Consider the following 25,577-nt stretch of genomic DNA (forward strand, 5'->3'; position numbering starts at 1 on the left):
CGTCGTACATTGAACGCCCCCTGAGGATTTCAGGGGGCGCCCAATGGTTTGGGGGCTAGTCCGCGCCGTGCCGTCGAGTTGGTCGAACCGGTAGGTGACTCCGGTGAGTCGCTCGGATTCGGCCCGCAGCTGGGGCCGCCAGCTCGGGATCGCGGGTGCGTTCCCCGGCCGCGTTCGGCACCGGGTAGCCCTTGGTCGAGCCGGTGGGGCCGTAGAAGTCACCGCCGCGCACGCCGGGGTCGCTGGCGGCGCGCAGGCTCGGCAGCGCACCCATCTCGACCGTCTGCATGACGATCCGGAACACGAAGTCGTCGTGCAGCCGGCCGGCGGCCCGGTGGACCGATTTCAGTGACGTCAGATCCAGTTCCACGAACGGCAATTCGGCGTCCGGCGCGGTCTGGCGGATGGTGTCCGCTGCCGCCGCTGCCTTGTCGGCATTGCGGCAGGCAAGGACCACCCGGGCGCCGTGTTCGGCGAGCCGCCGCGCGGTTTCCAACCCCAGCCCGGCACTGGCCCCGCCACAATGGCGGTGCGCCCCTGCAGATTCGGAATTTCGGCGCCGGTCCACGGTGCCTTCTTGTTCTCCACGTGCTGCATCCTGACCGGTCGGGTTTCACTCAACTCTGTGACCTTGACCCGGCGGCTTGCGAGCCGCGGCCGCGCTGAACGGCGGCCCCTACGCGAAGGTGAGCCGCGCGATCAGATGGCGGTGGTTCCGGACCAGCGGCAACCTGCGCTGCAGGCCGAGCATCATCGGTGAACACCAGCCGCGTCCCGGCAGCATCGGAAGCTCGTGGTAGCCGGAGACTCCCGGGATCTGCTGCGGCAATGCCCTGGTCTGAGCGACGGTCAGGCCGAAGGGCATGGGCGGCAACACATAGTCCGATCCGCGGGCCAGCTTGGTCCCGTTCAGCGTGCGCTCGGTCAGGCCCGGCGGCAGGACGTCGAAGATGACGCTCGCACCCGGAAACCGCTGTGCCATATCGCCGATCAGCGCGTAGACCTCGTCCGGTTGCAGGTACATGAACAGGCCCTCGGCCGTGATCAGCACGTCCCCAGCGCCGACCAGGTCGAACCAGGATCTGTCCAGCGCCGACGCGGCGACCGTGCGGACCCGCGCCTCCTCCGGCAGCAGTTGCTCGCGCAGGGCGATCATCTCCGGCAGGTCCACCGAGATCCAGTTCAGGTCCGGTGTGCCGAGCCGCCAGTAGGTCGTCTGCAGTCCCTCACCGAGGGCGACCACGGTGCCGCCAGGTGAGTTCCGGTGGAAGCGTTCGATTTCCACGTCGATGGTGCGGGCGCGTAGCACCTGCGTCTGGGCGGGCCTGCCGAAGGTCCGGTAGTCGAAGTAGATTGACCGGCACAGTTCCTCGGCGCGGAAATCGCAGAATTCCGAATCGGTCCGGGCGGATTCCGAGGCCCGGCTCCACAGTGTCCACAGCGCGGTCACCGGAACACCCTGCAGCGCCGCCGCATTCGCCTCGCTCACAGTTCGCGCAATCGGACGAGCGGTATCCGGCGTTCGGTCCGGGACTGATAGTCGCGGTAGAACTCGCGGTCGGTCGTCAAGGCGTCCCAAACCTCCTGATACTCGGGACCTTCGATGATCTGGGGACGCGCCCGGAGCTCGGCCGCGCGCAGCTTGACCCGCACCTCTGCATTGACGGCGGTGTCAGTGAGGTTCCAGTACCAGGCCGGATGCTGCGGCGCGCCGACGAAGGAGGCGACGACGATGCGGTGCCCCGCCGCGTCGACCCAGAACGGCAGCGCCACCTTGTGGGTCTTCCCGCTCCGCCGTCCGACGGTCTGCAGCAGCAAATGCTCCATGCCCGAGCTGATCCAGACCTCCTCGGCGTCGGTGTATTCCATGCCCATCACGTGCTTGCGCCCGAGTTCGACCAGTTTGGCCTGCTCGGGTTCGGTGAACGGATTGTTGCGCTGGTCGGTCAGGCCCACATCAAACCTCCGTTGACATCGAGAATCGCCCCGTTGACGTAGGACGCGTCGTCGGAGGCGAGGAACACGGCCGCCTGCGCGGCCTCCTCGACCCGCCCGGCCCGGCCCAGAGCGAACCGCTTGCGGTAGGCGGCCCAGACCCGGTCGTTGTCGGCGAGCCGGCCGCCCATGCCGGCGTCTAGTATGCCGGGCGAGAGGGCGTTGACCCGGATTCCGTACTGTCCCAGTTCGATTGCGCTGGTCCGGGTGAACATTTCGATGGCGGCCTTGGTGGCGCTGTAGCCGGCCGCGCCGACCGCTATCCGGCTCGCCATGGACGAGGACATATTGATGATCACGCCGCCGCGCTCCCGCAGGTGCGGCACGGCCGCGCGGGTGCACAGGAAGGTGCCGGTCAGGTTGGTGGCGACCATGGCGTCCCAGTCGTGCGGCGCGAGCTGTTCGATCCGCCCGTCCCGGCTCACCCCGGCATTGGCGACCACCACGTCCAGTCCGGACAGCGATTCCGCGGCCGCGGCCATCAGCTGCTCGACCGCCGCCGGATCGGCGACATCGGCCGGATGGAACAGGCAGCGGTCCGGATATTCCTCCTTCAGGAGCTGGTAGTCCCCGGCCGTGCGCGCCGAGCACATGACCGACGCGCCTTCCGCGAGAAACGCTTTCGCGATCGCGAAACCGAGCCCCCGGGTGCCGCCGGTGACGACGGCGGCCTTTCCTTCGAACCGCATCAGGAGTCCTCCGATTTCGTTCGGGTCAGTACCACGTCAGAACCGCCGCCCCGGCGCTCATGCCGCCGCCGACGCCGGCCAGCAGAATGCGTTCACCGCGCTGCAGTGGACGTTCGAGATGGGTGCTGTGCAGGGTGATGGGAATGGAGGCCGCACCGGTGTTTCCGTAGCGGGGAGCGGTCAGCGGCACCCGCGCGGGATCCAAGCCGAGTTCGCGGATGCAGGTCTCCAGCAGCCGGGTGTTGGCCTGGTGCAGGATGATCCGGTCCATCTCGGCGACCGTGAAGCCGGATTCCGCCAGCGCCTCCGCGATGAGTTTGGGCAGCGTGGTCAGCACGTAGTCGCGGACCGCGCGGCCGTCCATCCGGAATAATCGCTCGCCCGCGGGAACCTCTACGAGAGAGCGTAATTCGCCGTTGGTGACCAGGCGGCTCGCGTGCAGCCCGTAGCCCGGCGGCACCGGTCCGACCAGGGTCGCGCCCGCGCCGTCACCGAACAGGCTGACGGTCTTGCGGTCGGCGCGGTTCATGATCCGCGAGTAGATGTCCGCCCCGACGACCAGCGCCGGGTCCGCCCGTTCCCCCTCGCGTTCCAGTAGTCCCGCGGCGACGGTCAGGGCGAAGAGGTAGCCGATGCAGACTGAGTTCAGATCGAAGGCGGGTATGCCGGTGAGCCCCAATTTGTGTTGCAGCGCAGCGGCTGTCGCGGGCTGCGGCTGATCTCCGGTCGAGGTGGCGACAATGACACTGCCGATCCGCGGCCAGGCCTCCCGCGGCCCGAGCAGATCGAGGGCGGCCCCGTGCGCCAGATCGGAGGTAGCTGTCTGCGGGCCGGCGTAGCGGCGGGTGTCGATGCCGGTGCGTTCGCCCACCCACTCCGGGGTGGTGCCCGCCCACTCCGAGATGGCGGCATTGCCGATCTCGGCGGGCGGCAGGTAGGCGCCGGTACGCAGGATGCCGACCGCCATCACAGAAACACCGGTAGTTCGGCCAGCTGCCAGACCGCCGATCCGCTGTGCCAGCGCACCTGCTCGGGTGCGACCGCGAGCCGCGCGTCGGGGAAGTCCCGCAGCAGCGCGCCGATGCCGACCTCGAGTTCCATCCGGGCGATCTGGGAGCCCAGACAGTAGCGGGTGCCGTAACCGAAGGCCATGTGGGGCTTGGCCGATCGCGCTGGGTCGATGCGCTCGGGGTCGGTGTAGACGGTCGGGTCCAGATTGGCGGCGCCGATGGCCGGGACGACGTAGTCGCCGGGCACCAGGTCCACCTCGCCGAGCCGGATGGGCTCGCGGACCCGCCAGGGCAGTCCTTCACCACCGGCCAGGGCGATCGTGCGCAGCAGCTCGTCGACCGCGCCCGGGATCCGGTCCGGATGCGCCCGCAGCTCCGTCGACAGGTCTGGGCTGAGCAGCAGGCGCAGCACGAGTTTGCTCAGCATGTGGGCCGAGGATTCGTAGCCGCCCACGATGAGGGCGAAGACCACGGTCACCAGCTCCCATTTCGCCAGATCGTCACCGTGGCGAACCAGATCGGAGACGAAATCCCCGGTGGGTACGGCCTTCCGGTCGGCGATGAGCCGCAGTACGTACTTGCCGAGGTCCTGCAGCGCGGCGTCGGCGCCGCGCGCACCGGCGTCGGCCACGGAGGCGTCGGTGAGCAGTGCGCTCACCCAGTCGCCCACCTCGGGTTGCTCGGCTTCTGGTATGCCGACCAGTGCACCGAGCACATTCAGCGAAAACGGTTTGGCGACAGCGGATACGTAGTCGGTGGCCGCCGACCGGTCGAGCTCGGCCAGCCGGCGGGTCATGAGGGCCTCGGCGGTGGCGCGCAGCGCGGCCATCCGCGCACCGGTCAGTTCTCGCCCGATGACGCGGCGCAGTTTGGTGTGGATGCTGTCGTCGAGGCTGCCGATGCCGCCCTGCAGCAGCAGGCCGGCGGTAAGGCGCGGCGCGGTGTCCTGGGACATTCCGGTGCGGCTGAACGCCTTCTGTGAATAGACGGTTCGCACATCCTCGTAGCCGGTGACCAGCCAGGCCGCATCGCCGTACGGGTACTGCACCCGCGCGATGCCGCCGGATCCGCGGACCTCGTCCATGACCGGATCCAGGCCCAGCGATCTCGTTGTCTCCGACGGGTATCGGTGTACGGGACACCGCAGCATATCCATGGAACCCCTCCCATCGGCGGAGCATACGACTGTGCCACTCCGCCACTCTGTTTTACGGCAGACTTGTTTCCGATTGCCGCGCGACCATGCGCAGATCTATTGCGTCTCAGCGTCTTTCAACGCCCATGAACCCACCCCATCGACTCCTTCGCACTGTAACTTGTTCTATAACTGGATGCAGAGCTTCGGTCGGCAAATCCGCTGTGACCAAACACATATGGACTCACGGCGATTTTTTGACTAGGACACGTTTCATTTCTGGGGAGTGCAATGGAATTCGTCGGGAGTGCGCCCGATCCCGTCACCAGCCCGTTCGCCGTGGTCGAAGGCCGGCCCATGTACCGGTTGCGGCGCTACTTTCCGGAGCATCCGGCGGCGGGTCCGGCCGCTCTGCTGGTTCCGCCGCTCATGATGACCGCCGAGGTCTTCGACCTGGATACCGAGGCCGGGGCGGTGGCGCTGCTGCACCGGGCTGGAATCGATCCGTGGGTCATCGACTTCGGTTCTCCGGCAACGGAAGAGAACGGCTGGGAACGGACCCTGGACGATCACGTCCTGGCGGTGGCGGCCGCCGTCGACACCATGCGTGACCACATCGGCGGCGACGCGGTGCACCTGGTCGGCTACTGCCAGGGCGGCATGTTCGGCTACCTGGCCGCGGCACACCGGCGCGGCGAGGGGATCGCGAGCATGGTCGGGATCGGCAGCATGGTGGACTGGACGGCCGCCGGGCTCCCGTTCGGCCCGCGCGTCGCGAACTTCCTCGCCGAGACGGTGCGTGAGGGCAGCAATATCACCGACTCCATTCTGAAGACCTGGTGGGATCTGGTCGATCCGGTCAACGCGGTGCGCAATCGCGCGCACACCTTGCGCCACCGCTCCGCACCGCGCCCGTCCCCCGCCGACGAACGCCGCCGCCGATTCATGGCAGGTGAGGGCCGCATCGGCTACCCGGGTCCGGCTGCCTCGGATCTGCTGCGGCAGTTCGCGATCGGGAACCGCCTGCACTCCGGCGGTTTCGTGGTCGGCGACCGGGTGCACAGCATGGGCGAGCTGACCTGCCCAATTCTGGGGATCGTCGGGTCGAAGGATCAGCTCGCGCCCGCCGCCTCGGTGCGCGGCATCCGGCGCGCGGCGCGCAGCGCGCCCGTGTACGAGGTCGGCGTCGACGCCGGGCACTACAAGATGGTCGCGGGCGGTGTCGCGGTGCGGACGACCTGGCCCGCCATCGCGGGCTGGCTGCACTGGCACGGCGGCGACGGGCCGCGCCCCGAGCAGATCGTCGACATGCCCGAGGCGACACCGCGGCCGCCTCGGCCACAGAGCCGCGCCCAGCGGGCGCTGTTCGCCCCGCCCCGGCCCGCGCGCCCCGGAAAGCTGCAGCCGGGCAGCAGGATTTCACCGGGACTGGCCTGGAGCGCGCGTACCTCCTCGCGCGACTGCCTGCTCTATGCGGGCCGGATGCGCACCGAGGCCGCGGTGAACGCCCGCATCGACGCGGTGGTGCGCACCCTGATCGCGGTGGGCGTGGAGCCGGCCGATCAGGTGGGCGTGGTGATGGGGATGCGACCGGGTGCCCTGATCGCGACGGCGGCCCTGTCGCGGCTGGGCGCGGTGGCGGTGCTGCTGCCCGCGGACGAGCACCTGGCCGCAGCCGTGGCGGCCACCGGTATCGGCACCATCCTCGTCAGCCCGGCGGACATCGACCGCGTCGGGGAGCCCGACCATCGGCTGCTGGTGCTCGGCGAAGACGGCATGCGCGGCAGCCGGAAAGCCCTGGCGGACAGGGCAACCGATCTGGATGCCATCGACCTCCGGACCGTGCGCCTACCCGACTGGTACACCCCGAATCCGGGGACCGCCGACGATCTCGCCTTCCTCGCGGTCCACGTCGCGACGCCCGCGCCGACGATCGAGCGGATCACGAATCGGCAGTGGGCCCTCAGCGCGTACGGCGTGGTGCCCGCCATCGGCATCGACTACCGGGACACGCTGTATTGCGCTGGTGCACTGTCGGATCCGCAGGTGTTCGCCGCGGCGGGCGCGGCACTGGTGAGCGGGGCGCGAATAGCGCTGGCCCGCTCCGCGACTCCACGCCAGATCGAGAACGAGACCCGACGCTACGGTGCGAGCATCATTGCGCGAACGGGTAATCCGGCTGTGCGACAGTGACATCGGCGGCGAGCGGACCGGCGTGATCACGGAGTTCCGGAATCACGCCGGTCCCGCCGGCTAGAGGGCGGCCGCCATTGCCGCACCCAGCGCGCGCAGGTGGTCGGTCGCGCCGCCGAGGGCGAACTCGTTGTGCTTGGCGGCGGTGAAGTACTGGTTCACGATGTGGTCGCGGTCGATACCGACACCGCCGTGCACGTGCACCACGGTGTGGGCGACGCGGTGACCCGCCTCGGCGGCCCAGAACTTGGCGGTGTGCACCTCGGCCGCGGCGGGCAGGCCCTCGGCCAGTCGCCAGGCCGCCTGCTGCACGGCCAGCCGCACGCCCTGCACGTCGATGTAGGCGTCGGCCAGGCGCTGGGCCACGGCCTGGAAGCTGCCGATCTTGCGATTGAACTGCTCACGTTCCCGGGCATACGCCGACACCAGCTCCAGCCCCTGTTCGAGGGTGCCCAGCTGCTGCGCGGCCAGCCCCAGCCAGGCGCGGTTCAGCAGCCGGTCCAGGATCTCGGCGCCGCCCGCCACCGTGCCCACCAGTTCGGCCGGTGCGGAATCGAATTCGACCGCACATTCGGGACTGCGGTCGGTGGTGATCTGCTCGGTGACCGTGACGCCGGCGGCTGACGGATCGACCAGGAACAGCGCGACCGTCCCGGATACGCTGGCGGGCACCAGGATTCGGTCCACCTGACGCGCGAACGGCACGGTGGTCTTGGTGCCGCTCAGCGTCCAGCCCGTACCCTCGGCCGCAATGGTGGCCGGTGCGGCGGGCTCCCAGTTCCGGGCTTCGCTGAGGGCCACGGTCAGGATGATCTCGCCGGTGGCGGCCCGTGCCGCGAGATCCCGCTGGGTCTCGGTGCCGAATTCGGCGAGGGCTTCCGCGCTCAGCACGATGGACCACAGGTACGGCACGGGGGCCAGGGCCTTGCCCAGCTCGCGCAGGACGGCGGTCTGCTCCAGGACGCCGAAGTCGCTGCCGCCCACGGACTCCGGCAGCGCGGCGGCCAGCACGCCGGTCTCGGCGAGCGCGTTCCACAGTTGCCGGTCGAAGCGCACGGTGCGGTCACCCACGCCGTCGAGGTGCTTGTCGAGTTCGCGCAGCCGGTCGGGCGTGACCAGCTTCGCGCACACCTCACCGGTCAGGCGGGCGAGATCCCGCTGGGCCTCGGTCGGAGTGAAATCCATGATGAGTACCTGCCTTTCGGGTGTGGTCAGCGGGTGGCGGGCGGCAGTCGCAGAGCGAACATGGCGATGATGTCGCGCTGGATCTCATTGGTGCCGCCGCCGAAGGTCATGATGAGGCTGGCGCGATGCAGCCGTTCGAGCACGCCGAACAGCTCCACGCCCGCCGAGTCCTGGCGGAGGTGCGCGTTCGGGCCGAGCACCTCCATGAGCAGCCGGTAGGCCTCGGTGGCGAACTCGGTGCCGTACACCTTCAGGCCGGAGGCATCCCACGGGCGCGGCGCGGCATCACCGCCGGCGTCGGCGCGCGACGCGATCTCGAGGTTCAGCAGCTTCATGTACTCGACCTTGGCGTGCACCCGGGCCAGGTTCAGCTGCACCCATTCGTGGTCGATGACACGAATGCCATTGGCCGCCTTGGTGTTCCTCGCCCATTCGATGGTTTCACGGAGCGCCATCATCAGGTGCCCGGCCCCGCTCAGCGCGACGCGCTCATGGTTGAGCTGGTTGGTGATCAGCCCCCAGCCGCCGTTCTCCGGGCCCACCATCGCCGACTGCCCGACACGCACGTCCTGGTAGTAGGTGGCGCTGGTATCGGGCCCGGCCATGGTGTGCACCGGCGTCCAGGAGAAGCCCTCTGCCGTGGTCGGCACGATGAACATCGACATACCGCTGTGCTTCTCGGCGTCCGGGTCGGTGCGGGCCGCCAACCAGACGTAGTCGGCGTAGCTGATGAGGGAGGTCCACATCTTCTGGCCGTTGATGATCCAGTCGTCGCCGTCGCGGACCGCGGAGGTGCGCAGCGAGGCCAGGTCGGTGCCCGCGCCCGGCTCGGAATAGCCGATGGAGAAATGCAATTCACCGGCGGCGATCCGGGGCAGGAAGAACTGCTTCTGCTCGTCGGTGCCGTAGTACATGATGGTCGGCGCGACGGTATTGATGGTCAGGAACGGCACCGGGACGGTGGCGACGGCGGCCTCGTCGGTGAAGATCAGTTGATCCATGACCGAGCCGCCCCGCCCGCCGTACTCCTCCGGCCAGCCCAGCGCGAGCCACCCGTCGCGGCCCATCTCCGCGATGACCTCACGGTAGACATCACCCTCGCCGTATTCGCCGGTCGGCGCGGCCAGCGCGGTGCGCCGCTCGTCGGTCATCAGGCGGGCGAAGTAGTCCCGCAGTTCGGCACGTAGTTCCTCTTGTTGCGGCGTGTACGCAATCCGCATGACGGTTCCTCCCCGGGGTTCACTGTGGGTGCGGCGCCGAGAAGGCCTCGGCGGCGAAGGCGGCCGGATCCACCGCCCGGCGCACATTCGAGATGGTGGTGGCGACGGAGACGCCCAGCGGTCCGGTCCGGTCGTAGAGAGTGGCCGCGGCGATCGCGACGCCGTCGCCGGTGACCTGGTCCTGCGCCTGCAAACCCACCTCTGGTCCCACGGGTAGGCGCGAGAGTGCCAGGGTCACATCGCAATTGATGTAACCGATACCAGCGGTGCCCCAGTTGCACACCATATTGGTGGTGTCGGCGACATAGGCGGCCAGCTGGAACGGCGAATTGGGCTCGCCCTCGACCAGCGGCGCCATGTCGTGCCACATGCATTTGCGCTCGCTGTTCTGGCCGGTCAGGAAGTCGCCGGTCCAGTCGAGCTCACCCGACTTGAACCGCAGCGGGTGCCACTCAGCGCTCGGCTCGGGTATCGGCAACTGCCGCACCGGCTGCCAGACCGCCCCTGGCGCCGGCTCGCCGGCGGCCAGATACATGAGCGTCGCGCGGACCCGCACCTGGTCCTGCTGCACCGCCGAGACGTCGACCACGCGCACGCGGCGGCCGTCACGGACCACCTCGCTGCGCAGCTCGATCGGTTCGGCGAGAACGGGCCGGAACAGATCCACGGTGAACCGTCCGGGCAGGAACGCGCCACCGGGACTGTGTGTTTCGGCCTCGCGCGCCAGGAGTCCGGACACGGCGGTCCCGCTCACCTGAGTCGGCGCCCACGGACTGACCGCGATCTCGGTCGGGGCATAGCGACCGCCGACCATGTCGAAGAATGCCAGCACTGTGCATTACCCCCAAAGAGTGTCGAATTATGGTGAGTCAGAGGGTGTCTCATCTCCGCGCCGGTGGGGCCGCACCGAGGAACGCCGGCACGCACGGGCCACGGTTCCATGCGGGCCGTGGGATGTCGCCGCCGGGCGGGAACGCGGGCGTGGTCTCCGGCGCGGGTCCGACGATCGCGTGCGCATTGGTGCCGATGGCGCCGAACGAACTCACCCCGGCGAGCGGGCCCGACTCCGCGAGCGCCCAGGCGGCGCTGTGGCCCGAGATCCGAATGTCGGTGCCCTCCAGGTCGATTCGCGGATTCAAGGTCTGGAAGTGAGCCAGCGGCGGCACCGTGCGCTCACGAATGCACAGCAGCGCCTTGATGAGTCCGACCACGCCGGCCGCGGCCTCCAGGTGACCGACGTTGGTCTTCGCCGAGCCCACGTGCAGCGGTTTGCCGCCATTGCGGGAGCCCAGCGCGGCGACAATGGCGCTGACCTCGATGGGATCGCCGAGGGAGGTGCCGGTGCCGTGCGCTTCGACCAGCCCGATCTCCTCGGGTTTGCACCCGGCATCGGCCAGGGCCGCCTCGATCACCCGGCGCTGGGCGACCGCATTGGGTGCGGTGAAGCCGGAGGAGCGGCCGTCCTGGTTGACGGCGGTGCCGTGGATGACCCCCAGCACCCGGTCGTTGTCACGTTCGGCGTCGGCCAGTCGCTTGAGGACGAGCATGGCGCAGCCTTCGCCTCGCACATAGCCGTTTGCGCGGGCGTCGAAGGTCTTGCACAACCCGTCGGGGGCTAGGGCTCCGGTCTGCTGGATGACCGCGGTGGACCCGGGGGCCAGCATCAGGCTCACCCCTCCCGCCATCGCGATCTCGGATTCGCCGCGCCGCAGGGCGGCGACCGCGTGATGGACGGCGACCAGCGAGGAAGAGCACGCGCTGTCGAAAGCGACTGCGGCGCCCGCGAATCCGAAGTGGTAGGCGACGCGTCCCGCGGCGAACGAGTGTCCGACTCCCAGTGCCCAGTGCGGATCGACCTGCGGCGGCTCCCAGGCGGCGTAGTCCTGGCGTCCGGCAATGCCGACGAAGGTGCCCACCGACTCCGGCAGCTCCCGGTCGGGTCGCATTCCGGCGTGCGCCAGCGCTTCCCAGGTCACCTCCAGCAGCAGGCGGTGCTGCGGGTCCATGGCCTGGGCCGCACGCGGGCTGAGCCCGAAGAAGGCAGGATCGAATTCGAGGGCGTCGTCGATGAAGCTGCCCCGCGCGGGCAGGAAGTCCCATTCGTCCTCGAAGGGCCAGCGCCGATGCGCGGGCATCTCGGTGATCAGGCTGTGCCCTTCTCGCAAGGCCGCCCAGTATCCGTCGAGATCGGCAATTCCTCCGGCCAGGCGCAGGCCCACACCGACGACCGCGATGGGCCCACCCGGGCTCTGCCCCGCCGATTGCTCGCGCAGCTGTTTGATGGTCTGGGTGGCGCGGCGCAGGGCCGCGGTCAGGGCCTCGCTCGAATTCGGGTTGTCCATGGGAGTGCCTCCTGAGGGGTCAGCCGGTGGTCACGCCGGCCGCGGACGTCATGGCGGCGAGTCGTTCGCCGATCGCGCCCGCCAGAGTCTCGGCGGTGCCGTAGGTCCACAGCAGCGTGGGTGAAAGCCGCAGCGCGAAGGCGGTTTCCAGCCGGTTCCGCATTTCCAGGCTCATGAGCGAGTCGAGTCCGAGCGCTTTGAAGGGTGTTCGGGCGTCGAGGTCGGCCGGTTGCATGCGGAGCACGCGTGCGGCCACCTCGGTGATCTTGTCCCGCACCAACGCGTGCCGGTCGGCAGGGGCCGAATCCGCCAGCGCGGTGTGGAATTCGCCCGTGGCACGGCCCGCCGACTCGACGGCGGCGCGCTGCCGCAGCAGCTGCCAGCTGGCCTGGGCGGCGGCATCGGGGTACGCGTCGAACCACTGCCTTTGATCGAAGGTCATGTACCCCACGACAGTGCGTTCCTCGGTGAGGAAGGCGGCCATGGCGGTCCACGCCTCAGCGGTGGGATAGCTGCTGATGCCATGTTCGGTGAGCCGGGCGTGGCGATTGTGTTCTGCCGCGGCGAGACCGACCTCCGCGAAATATCCCCATTCGATGCTCAGTCCGGGCCGACCCGCGTATCGGCGGGCCACGGCCAGCGCGTCGAGATAGGCGTTGGCCGCCGCATACGCGCACTGCCCGGGATTGCCGATCAGCGCGGCGGCCGAGGAGAACAGCACGAACAGATCCAGGGGATCGCCGGCGGTGAGCGCGTCCAGATGCCGGGCGCCGTCGACCTTCGGCCGCAGCACCCGCTCCATCCGGTCCGCGTCGACGCCGAGGATGGTGGCGTCGTCGAGGACGCCCGCGGCGTGGAAGACCCCGCGCAGGGGCGGCAGCTCCGCCCGGATCGAATCCAGCACGGCGGCCAGTGCTTCCGCGTCGGCGACATCGGCCCGGTAGCTGCGCACCGACGTCGTGTCCACCGTGTCCGGCGCATTGCGGCCGACCAGGGCCACCGCGCCCGCACCGTTCGCGAGCAGATGGTCGGCCAGGCTGCGGCCCAGGGCGCCGTGGCCACCGGTGATGAGATAGGTGCCATTCGCGCGGAAACGCCCCTCCGGCAATGGCTCCGGCACGATGTCGGTCACCGCGTTCGGGTTCGCGAGCACGAGGGTGCCGATATGGTCGCCTCGGGTCATATCCCGCAGCACGGCGGCGGCGTCGGCGAAGTCGTGCACGGTGACAGGTCCCGGAACGACCCGGCCCGTGCCGATCTGCTCCCACGTCCCGGTCAGCGCGGCGGCGAAGCGCTCGGGACGGCGCGCCATCAAGCCGGTGAGATCGACGGCCGCGAAGCTGATCCCCTTCGCGAACGGCCGCAGCCCGACCCGGCGATCGGCGTGGATGTCACGCTTGCCGGCCTCGATGAAGCGGCCGTCCTCGGCGAGCACGTCGATGCCGAGATCGATCGCGTGACCGGATAGCGAGTTGAGCACCACGTCGACGCCGTGCCCGCCGGTCACCGCCCGCACCTCCTCCGCCCAGCCCAGCGTGCGGGAATCGAAGACGTGCTCGAGGCCGTGCGCGCGGCGCAGGTAGTCCCGCCGCTCCGCGCTGCCCGCGGTGGCGATGATCCGCGCCCCGAGACCGCGGGCAACGCCGATGGCGGCCAGTCCCAGTCCGCCTGCGGCGGAGTGGATCAGCACGGTCTCCCCCGGCCTGAGCCGGGCCAGTGTGACGAGCGCGTACCAGGCCGTGGTGGTCACCATGGGCAGGGCTGCGGCGGTGGTGGCGGGCAGGACATCCGGGATCGGTTGCGTGTGCTCGGCGCGCACCGTCAGATGCGAGGCCAGCGCACCGAATCCACAGCCCACCACGCGATCGCCCACGGCCCGGCCGGCCACCTCGGGGCCGACCGCTCGGATCACGCCCGCGCATTCGAGACCGAGCAGGTCGTGGCCCGCCGAATCGTCGGGATAGGCACCGGCCGCCTTCAGGGCATCGATGAAATTCGGTGCGGCCGCCTCGATTTCGATCAGCACCTCACCCGGCCCGGGTGGGCGCACCTCAAGGGGCCGGTAGCGCAGGCCCTCCCAGGCGCGGCCAGGAGTCACCGCGAGCCGGAAGGGCTGTGCCGTGGTTCGCCAGGGCCGCGCTGCCGCAGTGCTTTCCACTTGCTCGCCCTGTTCGATGCGTCCGGCGTAGCGCCGCCCTGCGCGCAGGGCGAGCTGGTCCTCACCGGTGCGGGCCAGGAGTTCGGCAGCACAGTCGTCGAACCGTTCGCCGGGCTCGGTGTCGGCGGCGAGATCGATGAGCTCGGCGGACAATTCGGGGTGCTCGCGACGTAGGACTCGAACGAATCCCCAGTACAGCGCGCCACCCGGATCCGGTCGCTCATCGGTGCCGACCGCCTGGGCAGCCGTGGTCACCACGACCAGACGCGGTGTCGCCGAAGTCGATCGGACACACGAGCCGACGAGATCGGCGAGCTCGATCAGGCCCCGGCGCTGTACATCCAGGCTCTCCTCGGCCCCGGCTGCGGCGAAGACCACCGTCGTGGCCCGATCCGCCGCGACGCCGACCTCGGCGCCCCGCCGCCGCAGGGCCTCCGTCAGCTCGCCGGCCATTGCGGCGGACCCGGTGACGGCGAATGATTCCGGGGCGCTGGTCGTCTCGCCGCGCGCGACCGCGTGCCAGGTGAAAGCCAGCTCCCGGTCGTAGGGCCGCGCGTCGACGCGGTCGTCGTCGATCGAGAGGAGCTCGAGGCCCAGGATGCGGGCCAGTGGCGCGCGCTGCTCGTCGTAGAGGTGGATGTCTGCGGTGGTGTCCGAGCGCCGGATGGCATACGCCCAGGCGGCGTCGACGTATCCGGCCGGTTCGGCGTCCAGGATCAGTTCCTCGATGCCGCCGGGCAGGATCGTGTTCTCGCCGTCGAACAGGGCCAGCCCGGTCTGCATGGCACAGTCCACGAGCGTGGCGTGCAGCTCACCCGGATGCGACATTGCCCGGGCGTGTTCGCTCAGGGCAATCCTGGCCAGTGCGAACGAGGCCGTGTCGTCGCGCCAGCACCGGAGTTCCCGCACGCCTTGGAAATCCGGGCCGAGCTCCACCCCGCGGCGGGCGCAGGCCGCGTAGAAATCGGCGACCGGGATCGGGTCGCCGACCGTCGGCTCGCCGGGACGGAAGGGGAACGGCAGCGGCGGGGCCGCGGGCTCGAGCGGGTGCAGGGCGCGGCCCCGCGCGTGCACCGTCCAGCTGTTCGTGTCGGCATTCAGCGCCGCGATCTCGAAACTCACCCCGGCCGGGACGTCCTCGCGCAGGGTGACCTCGACCCGGACCGGAGCGTCACCGACGGTGAGCATTTCGACGAACCGCAATCCCGACAGGCCCGCCGGGCCGGTGCCGAGATGGGTGCGGGTGACCGCGACGGCCAGCACCGCCAGCATGGCCCCAGGCACCACCACTGCGTCGCCGACCACGTGATCGGCCAGCCACGGGAGGGTTTCCAGATCGATCGGAACGGTCGCCTGCCAGGCCCCCGGTTCGAGGCGACTGGGGTACGCCGACACTCGTAGCGTGCCGGCGTACGAGTCACTCGGACCGCCCGGCCCGGAGTCCGGCAGCCAATGCGACTGCGGCCGCAGCGGATACGGCGGCAACGGGATCGCCGGCGCGGCGGCTGACGCGAAGGGCCGCAGTCCGGCGACGAAGGCGCGGGCGCGGCTGCGGTGCAGCTCGCCGACGGGGTCGCAGTCCCGGTAGAAGGACGGCAGCACCATCGGCGGGTCGGTGCGCTCGGCGGCCAACTGCTCCACGGCGGGCAGCAGCACCGGGTGCGGGCTGATCTCGATCACGTGGGTGACGCCGTCGTCGAACACCGCGGTCATCGCCTCGGCGAAAAGTACCGGGCTGCACAGGTTTTCCACCCAGTAGTCGCCGATGAGGTCGGTGGCGGTCACGGCCTTCAGCCGGACCGTCGACATCATCTCGACGGCATCCGGCAGCGACGCCATACCGTCGGGCGGTTTCTCCGCGCCGCCCGGTGGCGGTGCGACTCCGGCGAGCGCGGCCTGCAGCGGAACGCGCACCGCGGCCATCTGCGGGCTGTGCGAGGCGTAGTCGACATTCACCATCCGGCAGAACACGCCGTCGGCCGCGAGGATCTCGTTGAGTGCTTCGATGGCGTCGGTATCGCCGGAGAGCACGCACGAGGTCGGCCCGTTGTGCACGGCCAGCGCCACCAGGTCCTCGAATCCGGCGATGGCAGCGGGTATCTCGGCCACGGGCAGCTCGACGGCCAGCATGCGGCCGGTGCCCGCGACCGAGCGCAGCAGCGCGCTGCGCCGGGCCACGATGAGCGCCGCGTCGTCGAGGCCGAGCAGTCCGGCCACGGTGGCCGCCGCGATTTCGCCCTGGCTGTGGCCGATGACGACATCGGGCGCGATGCCCGCCCGCCGCCACCCGGCCGCGATGCCCAGCGACAGCGCCCACAACACCGGCTGCACCTGATCGACGTGGTCGAGCCAGCCCGGTCCGGCGGCGCCGGACAGCACCGCGACCGGATCCCAGTCGACATACGGCCGCAGTGCTGCGGCGCATGCGTCGATCGTCTCGGTGAACGCCGGATCCCGTCCGTACAGTGCGGCACCCAGCCCGTGCCATTGACTGCCCTGGCCTGGGAAGACGAAGGCGGTGCGGCCGAGCTCGCGGGCCCGGCCGGTCAGCACGGACGGGAGCTCGGCGGCAGGGTCCTCGGCGTGGTGGCGCAGGGCCGCCGCCACTTCATCTGGCGGGACGTCCACCACCGCGCTCCGCAGCGGCAGGGCCGGTGCCCGGCCGGCCAGTGCCGCGGTAATCGCGTCCAGCCGGTCGGGTCCGGCGTCCACCAGATCCGCGATATCGCGGCAGCGCTGCTGCAGCGCGGCGGTGGTGTGCGCAGACACCGGCACGAAACCCATTGACTCGGAGCCTGTCTCGATCACTGCCGCGCCGACTACCGTCGCTGCCGATGCCGCGCCACGCAGCACCACATGCGCATTGGTGCCGCCCCACCCGAAAGAGTTCACACCGATGTGGACATCGGAGTGTGCCGGAAGCGCCGTGCGCTCCCGCACTATTCGCAGGTTCAGCTCGTCGAAAGCGATGTCCGGATTCGGCACCTCGGAGTGCAGACTCGGTGGCACCGTACCGTGTTCGAGACACAGCACGGCCTTGACCAGTCCCGCGATGCCCGCGGCCGCCTCCAGGTGACCGATATTGGTCTTGACCGATCCGATCAGCAGCGGTCCGCTGCCGGCACTGCGCGCGGTTCCCAGCATCTCCCCGAGCGCCTCTGCCTCGATGGGATCGCCTCGGCGCGTGCCGGTTCCGTGTGCCTCCACATAGGCGAGCCGATCGATGTCCAGGTCATGGTCCAGGTATGCCCGCCGCAACAGGTCACGCTGGCCCGCGCCGCTGGGCGTCACCAGGCTCTCGCCGCCGCCGTCGTTGTTCACGACAGACGCCACGATGACGGCCCGTACCCGGTCGCCGTCGAGCATCGCGTCCCGCAGCGGTTTGAGGTAGAGCGCGGCCACGCCCTCACCGCGGACGAATCCGTTCGCGCCGGCGCCGAAGGCCGCGCACCGCCCATCCTCGGACAGCCCGCCGAAGTGGGTGAGCCCGATCGAGACATCGGGTGCGAGCATCAGATTCACGCCGCCGACCAGTGCCGCATCGATGTCTCCCGAGCGGATGGCCCGGACCGCCAGGTCGAGTCCGACCAGCGCGGAGGAACACCCGGTCTCGACGGTCATGCTGGGCCCGGTCAGGCCCAGGGTGTAGGAGACCCGCGAGGCGATCACATCGAGGGCATTGCCGACCGAACTGTGCTGGCTCGCACCGATGCCCCGCTGCCTGCGCAGGATCTCGTAGTCGTGCCAGGACGCCCCGACATACACGCCGGTGCGCGTGCCGCGCAGCTCCTCCGGTGGAATTCGGCCGTCTTCCAGGGCGCGCCAGGCTATTTCGAGCATGAGGCGCTGCTGCGGGTCGATATCGGCAGCCTCGCGCGGGGAGACACCGAAGAACGCCGCGTCGAAACCGTCGACGCCGTCGACGAATCCGCCGACGGCCTGGATCCGCTGCTCGCGGTCCAGCGGTGCGCTCGCGTCCCAGCGCTGAGCGGGCACCGGGCGAATGGCGTCACCGCCCGCGTCGAGCAGCTCCCACAGTGCGTCGATATCCGCGGCGCCGGGAAAACGGCCCGCCATGCCGATGATGGCGACGGGCTCGCCAGAAGCGATGGTCATGCGGGTGTCCTCATCGACTGGGCGTCGATCACGCCGGTCAGGCGGGTTGTGAGCGCGTCGGGTATCGGACCGCCGTCATAGATTTCGGACAGCCGCTCGAGCAGCATCTCGACTTCGGCGACGATCGGGGCCGCGAGTTCGGCGGCCCGCGGGGTGACCTGGTCCAGCACATGCTTGGCCAGCAGCCTGACCGTCGGGTGCTGATAGATCACCGCATTGCCCAGCTTCACCCCGGTCATCGCCCGCAGCCGGGCCCCGAGTTCGATGGAGCTGAGCGAGTCCAGTCCCATCTCGGCGAACGGCCGATCCGGTTGCACCGCATCGGGTGTGGCGTACCCGAGCACAATGGCGACCGGTGTCTTGAGCAGGTCGGTCATCGCCCGGTGCCGCTCGGCGGAACCGAGCCCCGCCATGCGCGCGGCCAGTTCCGTCGAATCGCCCACCTGCTGGGCGGCCTGCGGCCGGGCGGGCGCCAGCGCCCGGAAGAGCGGGGCGGGTTCGCCAGTCGGCTCGGCCGCGGTCAACCGCGCCAGATCGAGCCCGATCGGCAGCACATACGGCTGTCCGGTACGCAGGGCGGCATCGAACAGGTCCATGGCCGCGGACGTTGGCATCGGGGTGAGACCCATGCGGCCGAGGCGCGCTCGGCCCTTGTCGTCGAGCCCACCGGTATTGGAGGTGTCCTCGGCCCACCAGCCCCAGGCCATGGCGGTGGCGGGCAGCCCGCGGTGATGCCGATACCGGGCGAGGCTGTCGAGGAAGACATTGGCCGCGGTGTAGTTGGCCTGGCCGGCCCAGCCGAAAGCGCCCGCCGAGGAGGAGAACAGCACGAACATCGACAGATCCAGATGCTGGGTGAGCTCGTGCAGGTGCCAGGCGCCATTGGCCTTGGCTGGCAGCACGGCGTCGAGCTGTTCCTCGGTGAGGGCGGCGAAGGTCGCGTCGGCCAGCGTGGCCGCCAGATGGACGACCGCTCCCACCGGATGCGCGGCCGGGACGCCGTCGATCGCCTCGGCCAGCGCGTCACGATCGCCCGCGTCGCAGACCGCGACCGTCACCTCGGCGCCCCTCTCGCCCAATTCCGCTGTCAGTTCCGCGATTCCGTCCGCATTGCCGCCGCTGCGACTGGTGAGCAGCAGGTGCCGGGCGCCATAGGCGGAGACCAGATGCCGGGCGAGGATGCCGCCGATCTTGCCGGTGCCACCGGTGATCAGCACGGTGCGGTCGGGATCGAATGCGAACGGCCCGGACCCGGCGAGCCCGGGATCAGAAGTGGCCACGGTGTCGAAGCCGGAACGCAGTCGCCGGGCGAGGAATTCGCCGTGCCGCAGGGCCAGTTCGGGCTCGTCGAGGCGCAGGACGGTCGCGATCTGATCCAGACTGATGCCCGCCTCGTCGAGATCGACCTGCACGATGCGGCCCGGATGCTCCCACTGCGCGGTACGCACCAGCGCCCACACGCTCGCGCCCACCAGATCCGTGACGTCCTCCACGGCCTCGGCCGCCTGCACGCCCCGGGTGAGGATGACGAGCTCGGTGTCGGCGAATCGCGGTGCGGTCAGCCAGATTTGAAGCTGCCGCAGCGTCAGCGCGAGTTCGTCGCGCAGGACCTGGGGCGGACGCGCGCCGGGCTCGACCGCGGTGACGGAGGACACCCGGGACAACACCACCACCGACGGCACCTCGGTCCCGGAATCCACTGCCTCGTACAGGGATTCGAGATCGGGATAGCCGACCGGGCCGGCCTCGCCGCGCACCCCGAGCGGCTCCCCTCCGACGATGGCCCACTCGCCCTGGCGGGTGGCGTAACGCCCCCGCCACACCGGGATGGTCAGCCAGTCGACACTGTAGAGCGCATTCTGCCGCGCAGATCCGCCGGCGGCGCGCTCGGTCAGCGCGACGGTGCCTATTCCCACGGTGCCCTCGGCAATGATCCGGCCGGTGCCGTCGCCGAGCGCCCAGCGGAACCGGTCCATTCCCGCGGAGGTCAGCCGCACCCGGAGTGTCTTCGCGCCCACCGCATGCAGGTCGACGTCTTCCCACACCACCGGGAGCCGGATCGCGTCGGCCTGCAAGGGCGTAGCGGCCGCGAATACCGGCTGCAGGGCGGCGTCCAGCAGCGCCGGATGCAGTCCATAGCTGTCCGCGTCCGCCACGGAGCCGGGCAGGGCGACCTCGGCGAAGATATCGTCGCCGCGGTGCCAGATCCGCCGCACACCTCGAAAAGCCGGGCCGTACTGATGACCGAGCGCGGTGAGGGTCTCGTACGCCGGACCGGGTTCCAACCCCGGCGTCGCGCCGGCCGGGGGCCAGACGGTCAGCCCGCGGGTGTCGGTATCCGCGGTCCTGGAGGCCGAAGCAAGCACGCCGTCGGCGTGCCGGGTCCAATGGCGCTGTCCGAGTGCGGTATCCGCATCCTCGGGGCTGGAGAAGACGGCCACCGTGCGCTGACCGGATTCCCCCAGTTCGCCGACCGCGACCTGCAGATCCACTGCGCCCACGGTTGGCAGCGTGACCGGTTCGTGCACGGTCAGCTTGCGGATCCGCGGAACGCCGAGCTGGTCACCCACGTGAAAAGCCAGCTCCACCAGCGCCGCAGCGGGTAGCGCCGCGGTGCCGCGCAGAGCGTGATCGGTGATCCAACCCCGGGTCGCCCGGGAGATGCGGGTGACGAATTGGAAGCGGTCCGCCCCGGGAACTTCGGCCACCGCGCCGAGCAGTGGGTGCCCGGCCGCAGCTAGACCGAGATCGCCGGGCTCCCCGCTTCCCGCCTCCGACGCACTCGCCGTCGAGTACATCCGGTGCTGGAAGGCGTAGGTGGGCAACTGGATCGGTCGTGCGGAGCCGACCGGATAGATGGTCGACCACTGCGGGGACACGCCCCCGACATGGGCCTCGGAGACGGAGGCCAGCAGACGCCGGATGCCGGCGTCGTCGCGGCGGAGCGAGCCGGTGATGAGACAGGAATCGGCTGCTGCGCCCAGGGATTCGTGCATGGCGGCGGTCAGCACCGGGTTCGCGCTCATCTCGAGGAAGGCGTTGTAGCCCGACTCGGCCGCGGCCCGGAAGCCCTTCTCGAAGCTCACCGCCCCGCGCAGGTTGCGGAACCAGTAGTCCGGGCCCAGCTGTTCGCCGCCCAGCACCCCGCCGGTGACGGTGGAGAAGAAGGTGGTGCCGGTGGCCCGCACGGTGATCGGGGCCACGGCGGCGTCGAGCCGCTCGCGCAGGACATCGACGTGGGCGGTGTGCCCGGCGCAGTCGGCCGGAATCCGCCGCGCCCGCACGGCCGCTCGTTCGCACACCTCGACCATGCGGGCCACACCGTCCACCCCGCCCGCGACAACGGTGGCGGTCGGGGAGTTGACGGCGGCGATGTGCAGATCGCCGATCCCTGTCATGAGTTCGCGCACCCGCGCCACCGGGGCATTGATCGAGGCCATGCCGCCGGTGCCGTCCAGTTCGCGCAGCAGTCTGCTGCGCAGGGCCACGATCCTGGTGGCGTCGGACAGCGACAGCGCGCCCGCCACATACGCGGCCGCCACCTCGCCCTGCGAGTGCCCGAGTACCGCGGCGGGCTCGATGCCGAACGAACGCCACAGTGCCGCAAGCGAAACCATCGTCGCAAACAGCGCGGGCTGCACGACGTCGACGTGCTCGAGCGACGGCGCGCCCTCGACCTCGGTGAGCACATCGGTCAGCGACCAGTCGACGAACTCCGACAGCGCCGCCTCGCACGCGGCGATCTCGGCGGCGAAAACCGGGGACTCGGCCAGCAATTGGGCCGCCATGCCCTGATACTGCTGGCCCTGGCCGGGGAAGACGAAGACCACACGGCGGTCGGCGGACTGCCCGCGAATCGGTCCGACCGGCTTGGCGTCCGCGACGGCCGCCAACCCGGCCAGCAGGTCGATGCGGTTGCGGCCCAGCACCACCGCGCGATGGTCGAACAGGGTGCGGGTCGTGGTCAGGGCGTAGCCCACTTCGCGGGCAGTGAATTCCGGATGCGTCCGGACGTGGTCGGCCAGACGGGCAGCCTGCTCGGCCAGCGCCTCCGGAGTCCGGGCGGAGATCGGCCACACGGTCACGGGCACCCGCCGGGCGGGATCGACCGGCGCGGGCGGGGGCGCGGGCGGGGCCTGCTCGAGGATGACACGGGCATGGGTCCCGCTCGCCCCGAACGCCGACACCGCTGCCCGGCGCGGGCGGTCGTGTTCCGGCCACGGGACGGCCGGGAGGGCAGCCACGATGGGTGGTACGAGCCCGTGCCGGATAGCCTGAATCGTGGTGAGCACACCCACGAGTCCAGCTGCCGCAGCATCGGTTTCGTGCGCATGGATGACATCGACATCAGCGGCCGTGAGTCCGGCATCGGTCAGGGCGGCTCGGATCAACCCCAGCTGCGCGCCGGGCGCGGCGGCGCCCTCCTGAGTGACCGCGGAGCCGCGCAGCACGGCGAGCACCTGGTACCCACGGCGGTGAGCGTCGGACAACCGAGCCAGGACCAAGACCGCCACACCCTCGTGCGGAGCGCCCGCCCCGCCGACCAGGGCGAGCGAACAGTCGCCCACCGCGATCGCCCGCGCCGCGAGATGCATCGAGACCAGCGCGGCAGAGCCCGCGGTGTCGATGCTCATCGCGGGACCCTGGAAGCCCAGGACGGTGGAGACGCGGCCGTAGTCGCCGCCCGGGGCACCGACGTATACGCCGGTGTCGCTGTCCCGCAGCGTCGCCGGGTCGATTCCGGCGTACTCCAATGCCTGCCAGCCCGTTTCGAGCACCAGTCGCAGGCGCGGGTCCATGGCTTCGGCATCGGGCGGACTGATCCCGAAGAACTCCGGGTCGAATCCGCCCGATACACTGGCAACCTCTTCGGCGGCATCCCTGTCTTCGATCAGGCTGCGCCACAACGATTCCGGCGAATCGTAGCCACCGGGAAGTCGGCACGCCATCCCGACCACCGCGATCGAGTCATCTGCTAGAACATGATCTGTCACGACGGCCCCCCGTTGACCAGCACCGCCATGTTTCCGGGCGGCTGCTCGTTGTCACACATCAACTGATGCATCTTTCCGATGTCGGCGAACGTGCCGACCTGCGACAGACACGGATCGATATCGCCGGTCGACACCAGCTCGGTGATGGCCCGGCACTGCTGCAGGTTCGCGAAATGCGATCCCTGCAGGCGTTTCTGGCGCATCCACAGGTACCGCAGGTCGATATCCGCGTGGTACCCGGTGGTACCGCCGCAGATGACGACCATGCCCGCGTTGTCGCACAGGTAGATCGACGTCGGGATGGTGTCCTGCCCCGAGTGTTCGAGGACTATCCGCGGCGCGCGCCTCGCACCGAGCGCTTCCCAATACTGAGCGCCGAAGCGCCGCACCTCCGCGAACCAGGCCGCCATCTCGGGCTCGTTGCCGATGTCGGGAAGCCTTCCCCAGTGGGAGAATTCGCGCCGGTCGACCGCACCGACGGCCCCCAGTTTCGCGCAGTACCTCGCACGCTCCGCACTGGAGACCACCGCGACCGGCCGCCCACCGTAGGCGCGGGCGATCTGGATGGCCATGGACCCGAGACCGCCCGCGCCGCCCCAGATCAGGACCGGATCGCCGGGCCGCACCACATTCGGATGCCAGCCCAATAACTGGCGATACGCGGTAGCACCCGTCAATATGAACGCCGCGGCTTCGGCCCAGGACAGCCGCGGCGGTTTGGGATGGCACTGATAGTCCTGCACGACCGTGAATTGGGCGAAGGAACCGAAATTCTCCTCGTATCCCCACACACTTTGACTCGACGATGTCATCGGGTCAGCACCCATCCGGATATCGTGCGCCGATTCGTCCCAGAGGCACGAGGACAGGACGACCGAATCGCCGACGGAGACATTGTCCACACGGTCGCCGACCGCCCAGACGATTCCGGAGCCTTCCGATCCGCCGATGTGGAAATCCTCGGCCGCACCGCACTTCCGGCGTGCCGCGATGACATCGAGCGGTTTACCCCGGGCCGCCCAGACATTGTTGAAATTGATCCCGGCGGCCATGACGTAGACGAGCACCTCGTTCGGCCCGATCCCCGGGACGTCGACGATTTCCTCGCGAAACGCGTCGATCGGTTCGCCGTAGCGATCGGGGCGGATGACCGAGGCCAGCATCTTCGGCGGGACGTACCCGACGGGTGGTAGCTCGCCGAGCTCGTACAGCGACTTCTTCACCGGTCACCTCAACGCTTCCGCGGCCTCATCCAGTTCGCCGGGCGTGAGAATCAGTGTCATCGTCAGCGGCTCCACCACGAGACTCTGCGGCAGCCCCGGGCCCAGCCCGACCACCGCGGTGGTGCCGATCCGCTCGACCTCGGCCATCAGCGGTTTGACGCCCACCGGCCGGACATGGTTGTACAGGAAGAAGTCTCGAACCTCGTCGGCCGTGGTCACCGCGCCGGCGACGTGCGGCGAGAACAGGGTGATCTTCGGATCCCGGAAGGTCATCCCGTCGATGTGCGGCGCCATGAAGTCGGTCGCGTACTGCGCGAGCGGACTGTGGAAGGCGCCGGGATACTCGTCCAGCATCTGCATCCGGCGCGGGTGCTGGGCCACTAGCTCCTCAAGCGCGTCGACATACCCCGACAGCACGATGACATGCACATCACCGCCGTAGGCGGCGTCGTAATCCGCGGCCAGGTACACCCCCTGCCGCCGCTCGCCGTAGTAGTCCTCGGGGTCATCGCCGAATCGCAAGGCGGCCACGGCCATTCCCTGTGCCCGGGTGCCGGCCGGCTGCGGCGGGACCAGCCGGTGATAGTGCAGCATCTCGAAAAGCTCACGCCGGTCGACGGCGCCCGCCAGGCAGGCGCTGAGCAGTCCGCCCAGGCTGATCCCGCCGACCGCGTCCGGGTGGACACCGCGCGCTGCCAGCACATCGTGCAGGCCCAGCACCAGGGCGGCCTGGCGCAATCCATCAAAGGCGTGCAGTAATTCGCGCTCGGTGTGCCGACCGCCCTCCAGCAGTTCCGCCACGGGAACCCCGGTCCACTCGGAGGTCTCCTCGTACGAGCGGCGAATTTCGGGATACCGGTCATAGAACTCCCGGACCGATGAATCGGTCAGTGGGATATGTCCACCAAGTAGATAAGAAGTAGTCACACCGCGGCCTTTCCGGCCGACGAAGGGTCGCGAAATCCCCCCTCGGTCAACCGTCGAAATTCGGTTGCGTAACAAATCCCGCCCATGCGTGCGGGCTTCTCGAAGGAAGCCGCGACGAAAAGCACACGAAAGAAACGTCTTCCGCGATTCCCGTCGTGAAAAATCCCCCATGCCCCATTGCGCATCAGCGCTGTGCCCCGCTCGTGTGGGACGCACCTCCAAATCTAGAACCGGTTCCAGAAGGTGTCAAGGCGAACAATTCCGAAAGTTGGTGTCACTCGATGTACTTCGACATTCGGCCCGCACATGCTGCTGAAAAACGCGCAGCCCCGGACAGTGCCCGGGGCTGCGCGCCTGGTGTGGATCGAGAGGAGACTCGGTATCCGTTCG

Annotated in this window: 15 protein-coding genes; 1 reads left to right on the top strand and 14 read right to left on the bottom strand. The window is 69.7% G+C overall.

Going from position 1 to position 25,577, the window contains the following annotated elements; all coding sequences use genetic code 11:
- Positions 1-55 precede the first annotated feature (55 nt).
- From ACIRRA_RS01895 to ACIRRA_RS01920, 6 genes are all read right to left on the bottom strand, one after another.
- Entirely contained in the window at positions 56-496 is a 441-nt protein-coding gene (locus ACIRRA_RS01895; protein WP_402761738.1) for a hypothetical protein, read from the bottom strand.
- A 180-nt stretch (positions 497-676) separates the two neighbouring features.
- Positions 677-1,489: a class I SAM-dependent methyltransferase gene (locus ACIRRA_RS01900; protein ID WP_402761741.1), complete on the bottom strand. Its 813-nt coding sequence runs from the start codon at positions 1,487-1,489 to the stop codon at positions 677-679.
- Positions 1,486-1,956, bottom strand: a complete 471-nt coding sequence (locus ACIRRA_RS01905) for a nitroreductase/quinone reductase family protein (protein ID WP_402761744.1) — start codon at positions 1,954-1,956, stop codon at positions 1,486-1,488. The genes ACIRRA_RS01900 and ACIRRA_RS01905 overlap by 4 nt, the downstream gene beginning before the upstream one ends.
- Entirely contained in the window at positions 1,947-2,684 is a 738-nt protein-coding gene (locus tag ACIRRA_RS01910; RefSeq protein WP_402761747.1) for an SDR family NAD(P)-dependent oxidoreductase, read from the bottom strand. Before ACIRRA_RS01910 ends, ACIRRA_RS01905 begins: the two co-directional genes overlap by 10 nt.
- 25 nt (positions 2,685-2,709) lie before the next feature.
- Entirely contained in the window at positions 2,710-3,651 is a 942-nt protein-coding gene (locus ACIRRA_RS01915; RefSeq protein ID WP_402761750.1) for a 3-oxoacyl-ACP synthase III family protein, read from the bottom strand.
- Positions 3,651-4,850 carry a cytochrome P450 gene (locus ACIRRA_RS01920; protein ID WP_402761753.1) on the bottom strand — a complete coding sequence of 400 codons (1,200 nt, stop codon included), beginning with the start codon at positions 4,848-4,850 and terminating at the stop codon, positions 3,651-3,653. The genes ACIRRA_RS01915 and ACIRRA_RS01920 overlap by 1 nt, the downstream gene beginning before the upstream one ends.
- Before the next feature lie 270 nt (positions 4,851-5,120).
- Between ACIRRA_RS01920 and ACIRRA_RS01925 the strand changes: the two genes are divergently transcribed.
- On the top strand, positions 5,121-7,022 hold the full coding sequence (locus tag ACIRRA_RS01925; RefSeq protein WP_402761756.1) for an alpha/beta fold hydrolase: 1,902 nt from the start codon (positions 5,121-5,123) through the stop codon (positions 7,020-7,022).
- A gap of 60 nt (positions 7,023-7,082) precedes the next feature.
- Here ACIRRA_RS01925 and ACIRRA_RS01930 read toward each other — a convergent pair whose 3' ends face one another.
- From ACIRRA_RS01930 to ACIRRA_RS01965, 8 genes are read right to left on the bottom strand one after another with little or no spacing between them, the layout of a single operon-like run.
- Positions 7,083-8,207, bottom strand: a complete 1,125-nt coding sequence (locus ACIRRA_RS01930; RefSeq protein WP_402761759.1) for an acyl-CoA dehydrogenase family protein — start codon at positions 8,205-8,207, stop codon at positions 7,083-7,085.
- A gap of 26 nt (positions 8,208-8,233) precedes the next feature.
- Positions 8,234-9,427 carry an acyl-CoA dehydrogenase family protein gene (locus tag ACIRRA_RS01935; RefSeq protein ID WP_402761762.1) on the bottom strand — a complete coding sequence of 398 codons (1,194 nt, stop codon included), beginning with the start codon at positions 9,425-9,427 and terminating at the stop codon, positions 8,234-8,236.
- 19 nt (positions 9,428-9,446) lie between these two features.
- Positions 9,447-10,259 carry an acyl-CoA thioesterase domain-containing protein gene (locus tag ACIRRA_RS01940; RefSeq protein WP_402761764.1) on the bottom strand — a complete coding sequence of 271 codons (813 nt, stop codon included), beginning with the start codon at positions 10,257-10,259 and terminating at the stop codon, positions 9,447-9,449.
- A gap of 49 nt (positions 10,260-10,308) precedes the next feature.
- Complete coding sequence (locus ACIRRA_RS01945) at positions 10,309-11,769, bottom strand: polyketide synthase (RefSeq protein WP_402761767.1); 1,461 nt, start codon at positions 11,767-11,769, stop codon at positions 10,309-10,311.
- A gap of 19 nt (positions 11,770-11,788) precedes the next feature.
- Positions 11,789-18,043, bottom strand: a complete 6,255-nt coding sequence (locus tag ACIRRA_RS01950) for an SDR family NAD(P)-dependent oxidoreductase (RefSeq protein ID WP_402761769.1) — start codon at positions 18,041-18,043, stop codon at positions 11,789-11,791.
- The gene (locus ACIRRA_RS01955; protein ID WP_402761772.1) at positions 18,040-23,037 is read right to left on the bottom strand and encodes a type I polyketide synthase; all 4,998 of its coding nucleotides are present in this window, start codon (positions 23,035-23,037) and stop codon (positions 18,040-18,042) included. The genes ACIRRA_RS01950 and ACIRRA_RS01955 overlap by 4 nt, the downstream gene beginning before the upstream one ends.
- The gene (ccrA, locus tag ACIRRA_RS01960) at positions 23,034-24,260 is read right to left on the bottom strand and encodes a crotonyl-CoA carboxylase/reductase (RefSeq protein ID WP_402761775.1); all 1,227 of its coding nucleotides are present in this window, start codon (positions 24,258-24,260) and stop codon (positions 23,034-23,036) included. Before ccrA ends, ACIRRA_RS01955 begins: the two co-directional genes overlap by 4 nt.
- Before the next feature lie 3 nt (positions 24,261-24,263).
- Positions 24,264-25,187: a hypothetical protein gene (locus tag ACIRRA_RS01965; RefSeq protein ID WP_402761777.1), complete on the bottom strand. Its 924-nt coding sequence runs from the start codon at positions 25,185-25,187 to the stop codon at positions 24,264-24,266.
- Between the last annotated feature and the right edge of the window lie 390 nt (positions 25,188-25,577).

Source organism: Nocardia sp. NPDC101769, assembly GCF_044766925.1.
Classification (GTDB): domain Bacteria; phylum Actinomycetota; class Actinomycetes; order Mycobacteriales; family Mycobacteriaceae; genus Nocardia.

What these genes read in the sequence shown, in the direction of transcription:
- ACIRRA_RS01910 (WP_402761747.1), bottom strand. Translation starts at nt 2,684, where the DNA reads ATGCGGTTCGAAGGAAAGGCCGCCGTCGTCACCGGCGGCACCCGGGGG.
- ACIRRA_RS01915 (WP_402761750.1), bottom strand. Translation starts at nt 3,651, where the DNA reads ATGGCGGTCGGCATCCTGCGTACCGGCGCCTACCTGCCGCCCGCCGAG.
- ACIRRA_RS01920 (WP_402761753.1), bottom strand. Translation starts at nt 4,850, where the DNA reads ATGGATATGCTGCGGTGTCCCGTACACCGATACCCGTCGGAGACAACG.
- ACIRRA_RS01925 (WP_402761756.1), top strand. Translation starts at nt 5,121, where the DNA reads ATGGAATTCGTCGGGAGTGCGCCCGATCCCGTCACCAGCCCGTTCGCC.
- ACIRRA_RS01930 (WP_402761759.1), bottom strand. Translation starts at nt 8,207, where the DNA reads ATGGATTTCACTCCGACCGAGGCCCAGCGGGATCTCGCCCGCCTGACC.
- ACIRRA_RS01935 (WP_402761762.1), bottom strand. Translation starts at nt 9,427, where the DNA reads ATGCGGATTGCGTACACGCCGCAACAAGAGGAACTACGTGCCGAACTG.
- ACIRRA_RS01945 (WP_402761767.1), bottom strand. Translation starts at nt 11,769, where the DNA reads ATGGACAACCCGAATTCGAGCGAGGCCCTGACCGCGGCCCTGCGCCGC.
- ACIRRA_RS01950 (WP_402761769.1), bottom strand. Translation starts at nt 18,043, where the DNA reads ATGACCATCGCTTCTGGCGAGCCCGTCGCCATCATCGGCATGGCGGGC.